Consider the following 9,321-nt stretch of genomic DNA (forward strand, 5'->3'; position numbering starts at 1 on the left):
AGGTCGCTGGTCAGGTGGGGGCGGGAGGTGTGGCCGCCGGGTGAGTCCAGGACGAGTTCGACGGTATCGGCGGCCGAGGTGATGGCCCCGACGCGTATTCCGACGCGCCCGACTTCCAGTCGTGGGTCGCAATGTAGCGCGAAGATCCGGTCGACGCCGGCGAGCGCGTCGGCGGCGACCATGTCGAGCGCGCCGCCGGGCATCACTTCCTCGGCGTGCTGGAAGATCAGTCGCACGCCTACCGGCAGTTCGAGATCGGCCAGGGCGAGGGCGGTGCCGAGCAGGATGGCGGTATGCGCGTCGTGGCCGCAGGCGTGCGATACCCCGGGCACCGACGAGGCGAATTCGAGGCCGGTGAACTCCTGTAGTGGCAGGGCGTCCATATCGGCGCGCAGCGCGACGCGCGGACCGGTGTCGGGGCCGATATCGCAGATCAGCCCGGTACCGCTGGGCATGACCCGGAACGAGAGACCGGCCTTCGTCAGCCAGGTGCCGACGAATTCGGTGGTCGCGAATTCGGTCCGCGACAGTTCCGGGTTGGCGTGGATATGCCGCCGCCATTGAACGAGATCGACCGTGTGCTCGGCCAGCCACGCCGTCACCGCGTCCTGTCCGTATCGCACCGAACGGCCGGATGTGCTCACCGAATGTCCTCCTGTCGTAGCACGAGCAGTTGTGAACCACTTCGCTGGTGTCCGGGCCTCCCTGGACACATATCGTCCGCGACCGTGGTCGCGGTACATACCGGTGGCCTGCTCGCCCCTGTCGAGAAGCGACCGTAACCTCCAGTTTCGCACCGCCGCCCGATCCACGCGCGACGGCATGGGCCACCGCGGCGGACGTGTCGCGGGCGGGCGGTGCCCGGAGAGCGGCGAACGCGGGGTGTCGGGGCCGCTACCCCTGCGCGAACGCCAAGTTCTCGGGGGTGTTCGGCACCGCCAGCCCGGCGAGCGCGGACGCGTGCAGCGAGCGCTTGATCGCGGGCAGGCTGGGGGTGCGATTCGCGGCCAGTTCCGCGGCCGTGGCGACGGCGGCGCCGCGCAGAGCGTCGGCCTCGGCGACATCATCGACGATACCCGCGACCAACGCGTCGGCGGCGCCGTAACGCCGGCCGGTGGTCATCGCGGCGAGCGCGACCTGGTTGGTGAGGCGGCCGGTCAGCAGCGCGTTCATCCCGACCGTGAACGGCATGCCCAGATGGACCTCCGGCAGGCACCAGTACCCGCGGTCGGCGCGCATCACGCGGAAATCGTGCGAGGTCGCCAGCATGGCCCCGGCGCCGAAGGCGTGCCCGTTCACCGCTGCCACGGTGGGCATGGGGAACGCCAGGATCCGGGAGAACACGCTGTGTACCCGGTCGAGGTAGCCGTGCATCCGGTCCAGGTTCGCGAACAGCCAGTCGGTGTCGAGCCCGTTGCTGAAGAATTTGCCGGTCGCGGTGGTCACCAGGGCCGCCGGGCCTTCGGTCGCCACCACGGTGTCCAGCAGGGCATGGGTTTCGTCGATCCACTGATGGCTGAAACGGTTCTCGTCGTCGGTCTGGCCCTCGTTGCCCAGCGACAGTACGAATACGTTCCCATCACGCTCCAGGTACGGCATACGTGCAGCGTATCCACAGCGACCCGAATAGTCGCGCGCGGTCGCCCGGCGTCGCCGCCCGCGACGGACGGCCGGCTGTACGGCCGGTCCCGCGGCGCCGGAGGCCATAGACTGACCGCCATGCTCGCCGAACAGGCCGCCGAGGAGATCGCCGCCCGCACTTCCGTCGCCCGGCACCGGGTCGCGGTGGTACTGGGTTCGGGCTGGCAGGACGCCGTCGCCGAACTCGGACCCGCGGCCGCGGAGATCCCGATGCCGGAACTACCCGGATTCGCCGCACCCACCGCCCAGGGCCATATCGGCCGGGTGCTGTCGGTACCCGTCGGCGGATCCGACGTGCTGGTCCTGATGGGACGCCGGCACCTCTACGAGGGCAACAGTCCCGACGATGTGGTGCATCCGGTGCGGACGGCGGTGGCGGCGGGCGCCGAGACCGTGATCCTCACCAACGCCGCCGGCGGTATCCGCCCCGGATTGCGCGTCGGCGAGGCGGTTCTGGTGCGCGACCATCTGAACCTCACCGGCCGCACACCGCTGGCGGGCGCGACTTTCGTGGATCTGGTGGACGCCTGGGATCCGAAACTGCGAGAGCTGGCCCGCACGGTCGAGCCCGATCTCACCGAGGGTGTCTACGCGGGGCTGCACGGACCGCAGTACGAAACTCCCGCCGAGATCCGCATGCTGGCCACCATGGGCGCCGATCTGGTCGGGATGTCCACGGTCCTGGAAGCCATCGCGGCCCGGGCGCTGGGCGCGCGTCTGCTCGGTATCTCGCTGGTCACCAACTCGGCCGCGGGTGTCACGGGGGCACCGCTGTCGCATGCCGAGGTGCTGGCCGAGGGGAACGCCGCCGCGCCCCGGCTCGGCAAACTACTGCGCGGTGTCCTGGAGAAGCTCTAGTGCTGACGTTCGGCACGGCGGGTCTGCGCGGGCCGTTGGCCCCGGGCCCGGACGGTATGAACGAGACCACCGTGGCCCGCGCCACCGCGGGCCTGGCGGCCTGGCTGCGGGACCGCTGCCTGGGCGGGGGCCGGGTGGTGGTGGGCCGGGACGCCCGGCACGGGTCGGCGGAGTTCGCGGAGATCACCGCCGAGGTACTGGCCGCGGCCGGTTTCGCGGTGACCCGGTTGCCCGAACCACTGCCGACTCCGGTGACCGCGTACGCGGTGCGGGCCCTGGACGCCGTCGCCGGGGTGCAGATCACCGCCTCACACAACCCGGCGGGCGATAACGGTTACAAGGTCTATCTGGACGGTGGCGCCCAGCTCCTGGCGCCCGCGGATACCGAGATCGAGAAGCAGATCGGCGCGGTGCGCGAACCGATCGACCGTATGCCGGTGCCGCCCGCGGACACCGGACTGCTCTCGCGGTACCTGGCCCGGGTGGCGCAATTACCGCGGCTGATCGGCGGCGAGGGCGAACGCGCCGATATCCGGATCGCGTTCACACCGCTGCACGGGGTCGGGGGCGCCACCGTGGCGCAGGCGCTGGCGGCGGCCGGATTCTCCGATATCCACGCCGTCGCAGAACAGTTCGTCCCCGACCCGGATTTCCCGACAGTCACTTTTCCGAACCCGGAAGAACCCGGTGCCGCCGATCTGCTGCTGACGCTGGCCGAGAAGGTGGACGCGGATCTGGCGATCGCATTGGATCCCGACGCGGACCGCTGCGCGCTGGGAGTGCCCACCGCCGACGGCTGGCGGATGTTGCGCGGCGACGAGACCGGTGTGCTGCTCGCCGATCACGTCCTGCGCGGCTCGCCCGCGAATTCGCTGGTCGCCACCACGATCGTCTCCTCCCGCCTGCTCTCCCGGATCGCGGCGGCCCGTGGGGCCCGCTATGCCGAAACCCTCACCGGATTCAAATGGCTCACCCGGGCCGGCGACGGGTTGGTCTACGCGTACGAAGAGGCCATCGGCCACTGTGTGGACCCGTCGGCGGTCCGCGACAAGGACGGAATCTCCGCGGCGGTGCTGGCCGCCGATCTGGTCGCGCGGCTGAAGGCCCGGGGCCGCGGCCTGCTCGACGAACTCGACGACTACGCGACCGGTTTCGGCGTCCATGCCGGCGATCAGGTCGCGCTGCGGCTACCCGATCAGCGCGCCGCCACCGAACTGGTGTCCCGCCTGCGCGCGGCGCCGCCGGGCGAACTCGCCGGAACCCCGGTCGAATTCACCGATATGGCCGCGCTGCGCGGCCGGATGCGCACCGACGCCCTGGTCTTCACCGGTACCGGGGTGCGGGTGGTGGTCCGGCCGTCGGGCACCGAACCGAAGCTGAAGTGCTACCTCGAGGTGGTGGAGCCGGTCACCGCGGCCGACCGGTTGCCGGCCGCCCGGGCCGTGGCCGGGCAGCGGCTTTCGGAACTGCGCGAATACTGCCGCGCGCTGGGTGCCTGAGGGGTTTCACCGCGGCCCGAACTGACGGTCGCCGGCATCGCCGAGCCCGGGCACGATGAACGCGTCGTCGTTGAGCCGGTCGTCGATCACCGCGGTGACCAGGCGCACCGGCAGACCCGAACCCGCCAGGGCGGCGATCCCTTCCGGCGCCGAGACCACGCAGACCGCGGTGATATCGGTGGCCCGCCGCTGCACCAGCAGTTCCAGCGTATGCAGCATGGATCCGCCGGTGGCGAGCATCGGATCCAGGACCATCACCGGGGTCGTGGACAGATCGTCGGGCAGCGATTCCAGGTACGGCACCGGCAGATGGGTGTGTTCGTCCCGGGCCACACCGACGAATCCGACCTGCGATTCGGGAACCAGGTCGGTGGCGGCGTCCACCATGCCCAGCCCGGCCCGCAGTACCGGGACGAGCAACGGCGGGCGGACCAGCCGGGCACCCCGGGTGGCCGCGACGGGGGTGACGATGTCCACGTGTTCCACGGGCGCGTCCCGCAGGGCCTCGTAGACCAGGAGCCGGGAGAGGTCGCGCAACGCCGCCCGGAAGGCGGGATCGGGCGTGCGTTCGTCGCGGAGCGTGGTCAGCAGGATCGCCACGAGATGGAAGCGGAGGTTTCGGGTGCCACGCTCCGGGGGTACTACCTGCTCGGAGGCCGGGTTACTCGCCGGTCCTCGTTCCGTACCGGGTTGCGCGGCAACGCCGGTGGATCACGGCGTCCCCGCTTCGGTGATGCGGGGACGCGAACACTCGTGCGGGTGATGCGTATAGTTGCGGTGCCCGTCCATACGAGTACTGATCCGGAGGATCCTTAAATTGGTTGCAGCACTGTCTGAATCACTGCTTGACGAGGCCACTCGCCCGGCCTTCCTCGCCGATGCCGTCCAGGTCCTGGATGCCGAGGTCTCCGATAAGGGTGGTGCGTCGGGTCTGGCCGTGAAGGGTGGGTACGCGGCGGTGAAGAAGATCAGCCCGTCCATCGTGCCCGACGCCCTGGAATCGCTGGCGCCCAAGCTGCTCGAGCAGCTTCAGCCGTACTGGGCCGAGTTCCAGGCCGGTGGCAGCGGCACCTTCGGTGAACTGCTCGCCGCCAAGAGCGACGAGGTCGCCGAATCCCTGCTGACCGTCACCGATGCGCGCGCCGCGGCCTCCAGCCGCCCGGCCCTGCAGAAGGTGTACAACTCGATGCGTTCCTCGGCCAAGAAGAACGTCGTCGAGGCACTGCCCCGGGTCGGCGATCTGGTGCAGAAGCACGCCGGCTGACCGGATACCCGGTAAACGGTTGTCGGCCGCGCGCGAGCGCGGCTCGTGGGGGCCTCGTCGACGAGGTCCCCAACGGGGGGTGTCCATCCCGTTCGGCGGAGGGGTTGAGCGAACGGTTATCGCAGGTCGCGCGGGTGTGTGTTGCCGATGGGCCGCCGCCGGTGTGAGCAGGCCGACGCAGACGGGACAGCCGTGGTCTGACAGGCTGGAGGCGTGAATCCGTCAACAGCGCAAGCGCGAGTGGTCGTCGACGAACTCGCCCGCGGCGGGGTACGGGAAGTGGTGCTCTGCCCCGGCTCGCGCAATGCGCCGCTCGCGTTCGCCCTGCAGGCCGCCGACGCGGCGGGCCGGCTCCGGCTGCATATGCGCATCGACGAGCGGACCGCCGGATTCCTCGCCATCGGCCTGGCCATCGCCTCGGGTGCCCCGGTACCGGTGGTCATGACCTCGGGCACCGCGGTGGCGAACCTCGGACCAGCGGTCCTGGAGGCCAACTACGCCCGGGTCCCGCTCATCGTGCTCAGCGCCAACCGCCCCTACGAGATGCTGGGCACCGGCGCGAACCAGACCGTCGAACAGCTCGGGCTGTTCGGCAGCCAGGTCCGCGCGACCATCAGCCTCGGTCTCGCCGAAACGGAGGCCGCTACCGACTATCCCCGCCAGAACAGCGTCTGGCGTTCGTCGGTGTGCCGGGTGCTGGCCGCGGCGCGCGGTACCCGCTCCGGCAATGCCGGGCCGGTCCATTTCGATATACCGCTGCGGGAACCGCTCGTACCCGATTCGCGGGCCGATGAGCCGACACCGGCCGGACGTGCCGCCGACCGGCCCTGGACCGCCACCCAGTACGCCACCCTCGATGTGCCGCTCGATATCGATCTGACCCCGGATACCGTGGTCATCTCCGGGCACGGCGCCGGCCTCCGCCCCGAACTCGCGGCATTGCCGACGGTCGCCGAACCCACCGCGCCCGTGCACGGCCCCGCCCTGCATCCGCTGGCGTTGCCGCTGCTGAAACCGAAGCAGGCCGTCATCACCGGCCGCCCGACCCTGCACCGGCAGGTGTCGAAGGTGCTGGCCGATCCCGACGTCACCGTGTACGCGCTGACCACCGGCCCGCGCTGGCCCGATGTCTCCGGCAATGTGGTCGGCACCGGTACCCGGGCGGTCACCACGGGGGAGCCGAGCCCGCAGTGGCTGGCCCGCTGCCGCGAACTCGATCAGCGGGCCCGCACGGTGGTGCGCGACGAACTGGCGGGTCATCCGAAACCGACCGGGCTGCACGTGGCCGCGGTGATCATGGATGCCTTGCGCGAAGGCGATCAACTACTGCTGGGGGCCTCGAATCCGGTACGCGATGCCGCGCTGGTATCCGCGCCCGTGCCCGGGGTCCGGGTGCTGTCCAACCGCGGGGTCGCGGGTATCGACGGGACGGTGTCGTCCGCGGTGGGCGCCGCACTGCACCATCCGGGCCGCACGATCGCGCTGATCGGTGACCTCACCTTTCTGCACGATGCGCCGGGCCTGCTCATCGGCCGCGGCGAACCGCGCCCCGAAGATCTCACGATCGTGGTCGCCAACGACGACGGCGGCGGTATCTTCGAACTCCTGGAACAGGGAGATCCCCAGTACGCCGGGGTTTTCGAGCGGGTCTTCGGCACCCCGCACGGGATGGACCTCTCGGCCCTGTGCGCGGCATACCGGCTTCCGCACCGGCAGGTCGGACCGGCGGAACTGGCCGCCGAGCTCGCGGTGCCCGCCGGTGGGTTCCGGGTGCTGGAGGTGCTCACGGACCGGGCCGGTCTGCGCGAACTGCATACCGCCATGCGCACCGGAATCGGACCCCGGTAGCTGTCCGCGCGGGCGATGAGTTCGCGCGGCCCGTCTCGTCTCGATCTACAGCAGCCACGGATCGAGGAGACCGCATGCCACCGGAATTCGACCTGACCTCGGCGACCGACGCCCTGACCGCCGTTGTCGCCGCAATCGAGGACGACCAGCTCGACGCACCCACCCCCGCCGATATCCCCGTGCGCGCTCTGCTCGAGCATGTGGACGGCCTGGCCGAGGCTTTCCGCGCCGCCGCCACCAAGGAATCGGTGAACCGGTCGGCATCTCCCGAATTCGGTTCCGGCGCGACCCTCGCGCCCGATTGGCGCAACGGTATCGCCGCGCGGCTGGGCGCACTCGCACAGGCGTGGCAGTCGCCTGCGGCCTGGGAGGGGGAGACGGAGGCGGGCGGAGTCACCATGCCGGCCGGGGTGACGGCGCGGGTGGCGCTGGACGAACTGGTCATCCATGCCTGGGATCTGTCCCGGGCGACCGTACAGCAGCTGACGGTGGCCGATGCCGACCTCGAGGTCCTGCTGGACTTCCTGAAGGACACTCCGCCCGAGGGCACCCCCGGGCTTTTCGGCCCGACCGTCCCGATCGGTCCGGGCGCCCCGCTGCTGCACCGGGTGCTCGGCTACACCGGCCGGGACCCGTTCTGGCTACCGGCCGCCGTGCCCGCCGGCTGACCTGCCGCGGTACGCGCTGTGGCGAGCGGATCCGGCGGGGTGCGTAGGCTGGCCGCGTCATGGTGGCCCTCCTGTTCGCCCTCGCCGGGTTCGCGTTCATCGACTCGCTCGATCTGCTACTCGTCGGGGTGACCGCGGCCATCGTGGTGGACAGCCGCCTGGCCCGGAAATCTCCGGTCCCCGGTGGGATGAGTTTCGTCGCCGGAGTCTTCGTCGTCACCACGACGTTCGGATTGCTGACCGTGCTGGGTATCGATTTCCTCACCGATCTGGTGGATTTCGAGCTCACGCCGACGATCCGAGCCTGGGGCGAACTGGTTTTCGGCGCGGTCCTGCTCGTGCTCGCCGCGTTGCCCGGGGGCGCCCGCGCCGAACCGCCCGCGTGGACGGTCGGCATTCGCCGGCGACCGTGGTTACTCGGTGTGCTCGGAGTGGGGATCGGACTGGCCCAGGCGCCGACCGCGATTCCGTATCTGGCGGGGTTGGCGATGATCGCGGCCCGCGAGCCACGACCGGCGCTGTGGCCGCTGATCGTGGTGGCCTACTGCGCGCTCGCGTTGTTACCTCCCGTTGTGGTGCTCGCGCTGTCGGTCCGGCGCACACCGCGTGCCCAGCGGGTGTATCGCGCGGTCGTGCGGACGGTCTCGCGGTTCGGCCCGATGTCGGTGCGGGTGGTGTTCGCGATATTGGGCGCGGTACTGCTGGCCGATGCGGTCGTGCACGCCGGCAACCTCTGGTGAGTGCCCGGCCGGGCGTCAACCGGCCGGGCCGTCGTCGCCGTCGCTGCCTCGTACGAAGATGCCGGCGGCGGCCGCGTCGGCGGCGGCCCGGGCCGCCGTGCCGGCGGCCCGCTCGTCGATCGGATCGCCGCTGGCCAGGAGCCGGTAGTAGAGCGGGCCGGAGACGGCGGTGAGCACGGCCCGGGGATCGGTGCCGGCGGGGACCTCTCCGCGTGCTTCGGCGTCGGTGATACAGGGCGCCCATTCGGCCAGCCGCACATCGTAGAAGCGGCGCAGCGCTTCGGCGGTGGTGTCGTCGCAGGTCGCCGCCGCGATCACGGCCCGGAAGAGGCGGCCCTGCCGGGGATCGGCGAGGGCCCCGGCCACCGATCGCGCGTTGGCGGCCAGGTCGCCCTGTAGGGAACCCGTATCGGCGCGCGGGCGTGATTGTTCGGCCATATCCGAGAGGAGATCGGCGACGAGACCGGCGGGGGTCCGCCAGCGCCGGTAGACCGTGGTCTTGCCCACCTCGGCGCGGGCGGCCACCTCGGTCAGATCGAGATGGGCGAAGCCGCGGTCGGCGAGCAGGTCACCGGCGGCCCGCAGTACCGCGTCGCGGACGCGAGCGGTGCGTCCACCTGGGCGTACCGAGCCGGGAACGGCCGGGTCGGAGGTCATAATGGAACTCCAGTTTCGTTTGTGGGTGATTCGGTGTACATTGGCGACTGTTAACGGAACTATAGACCCTTTAGGAGTCGACATGGAGTACCGGCGGATGGGTGCCTCGGGTCTGGTCGTACCCGCCCTGAGTTTCGGAGCGGGTA

At 70.7% G+C, this 9,321-nt stretch carries 10 protein-coding genes; 6 read left to right on the forward strand and 4 right to left on the reverse strand.

Annotated features, from left to right (window positions below; translation table 11 throughout):
• Positions 1-602: amidohydrolase (locus ACWDU1_RS24130; RefSeq protein WP_450001783.1), on the reverse strand; the 602-nt coding region annotated here is incomplete at its 3' end.
• Between the two features lie 292 nt (positions 603-894).
• On the reverse strand, positions 895-1,599 hold the full coding sequence (locus ACWDU1_RS24135) for an enoyl-CoA hydratase-related protein (protein WP_450001769.1): 705 nt from the start codon (positions 1,597-1,599) through the stop codon (positions 895-897).
• Positions 1,600-1,719: 120 nt separating this feature from the next.
• On the opposite strand from ACWDU1_RS24135, the gene ACWDU1_RS24140 reads away from it, so the two are divergent.
• Positions 1,720-2,499 (forward strand): purine-nucleoside phosphorylase, encoded by a 780-nt coding sequence (locus ACWDU1_RS24140; RefSeq protein ID WP_450001770.1) that lies wholly within the window; start codon positions 1,720-1,722, stop codon positions 2,497-2,499.
• Positions 2,499-3,998 carry a phospho-sugar mutase gene (locus tag ACWDU1_RS24145; RefSeq protein WP_450001771.1) on the forward strand — a complete coding sequence of 500 codons (1,500 nt, stop codon included), beginning with the start codon at positions 2,499-2,501 and terminating at the stop codon, positions 3,996-3,998. Before ACWDU1_RS24140 ends, ACWDU1_RS24145 begins: the two co-directional genes overlap by 1 nt.
• A 6-nt stretch (positions 3,999-4,004) precedes the next feature.
• Here ACWDU1_RS24145 and upp read toward each other — a convergent pair whose 3' ends face one another.
• On the reverse strand, positions 4,005-4,598 hold the full coding sequence (upp, locus tag ACWDU1_RS24150) for a uracil phosphoribosyltransferase (protein ID WP_450001773.1): 594 nt from the start codon (positions 4,596-4,598) through the stop codon (positions 4,005-4,007).
• Positions 4,599-4,815: 217 nt separating this feature from the next.
• Here upp and ACWDU1_RS24155 point away from each other — a divergent pair, with 217 nt between their 5' ends.
• The 4 genes from ACWDU1_RS24155 to ACWDU1_RS24170 all read left to right on the forward strand — a co-directional run bounded on the left by ACWDU1_RS24155 (position 4,816) and on the right by ACWDU1_RS24170 (position 8,518).
• On the forward strand, positions 4,816-5,262 hold the full coding sequence (locus ACWDU1_RS24155) for a DUF6918 family protein (protein WP_450001775.1): 447 nt from the start codon (positions 4,816-4,818) through the stop codon (positions 5,260-5,262).
• 213 nt (positions 5,263-5,475) lie between these two features.
• Positions 5,476-7,110 carry a 2-succinyl-5-enolpyruvyl-6-hydroxy-3-cyclohexene-1-carboxylic-acid synthase gene (gene menD, locus ACWDU1_RS24160; RefSeq protein WP_450001777.1) on the forward strand — a complete coding sequence of 545 codons (1,635 nt, stop codon included), beginning with the start codon at positions 5,476-5,478 and terminating at the stop codon, positions 7,108-7,110.
• A 74-nt stretch (positions 7,111-7,184) separates the two neighbouring features.
• Positions 7,185-7,778, forward strand: coding sequence for a TIGR03086 family metal-binding protein (locus ACWDU1_RS24165; protein WP_450001778.1), 594 nt, complete (start codon positions 7,185-7,187; stop codon positions 7,776-7,778).
• A gap of 59 nt (positions 7,779-7,837) precedes the next feature.
• Positions 7,838-8,518 carry a GAP family protein gene (locus ACWDU1_RS24170; RefSeq protein ID WP_450001780.1) on the forward strand — a complete coding sequence of 227 codons (681 nt, stop codon included), beginning with the start codon at positions 7,838-7,840 and terminating at the stop codon, positions 8,516-8,518.
• A gap of 15 nt (positions 8,519-8,533) precedes the next feature.
• Here ACWDU1_RS24170 and ACWDU1_RS24175 read toward each other — a convergent pair whose 3' ends face one another.
• Positions 8,534-9,175: a TetR/AcrR family transcriptional regulator gene (locus tag ACWDU1_RS24175; protein ID WP_450001782.1), complete on the reverse strand. Its 642-nt coding sequence runs from the start codon at positions 9,173-9,175 to the stop codon at positions 8,534-8,536.
• Positions 9,176-9,321: the final 146 nt, after the last annotated feature.

Source organism: Nocardia sp. NPDC003345, from assembly GCF_053589395.1.

Bases quoted from the DNA above. Each gene is read 5' to 3' on its own strand.
- ACWDU1_RS24165 (WP_450001778.1), top strand. From the start codon at position 7,185: ATGCCACCGGAATTCGACCTGACCTCGGCGACCGACGCCCTGACCGCC.
- ACWDU1_RS24170 (WP_450001780.1), top strand. From the start codon at position 7,838: ATGGTGGCCCTCCTGTTCGCCCTCGCCGGGTTCGCGTTCATCGACTCG.
- ACWDU1_RS24140 (WP_450001770.1), top strand. From the start codon at position 1,720: ATGCTCGCCGAACAGGCCGCCGAGGAGATCGCCGCCCGCACTTCCGTC.
- ACWDU1_RS24175 (WP_450001782.1), bottom strand. From the start codon at position 9,175: ATGACCTCCGACCCGGCCGTTCCCGGCTCGGTACGCCCAGGTGGACGC.
- ACWDU1_RS24135 (WP_450001769.1), bottom strand. From the start codon at position 1,599: ATGCCGTACCTGGAGCGTGATGGGAACGTATTCGTACTGTCGCTGGGC.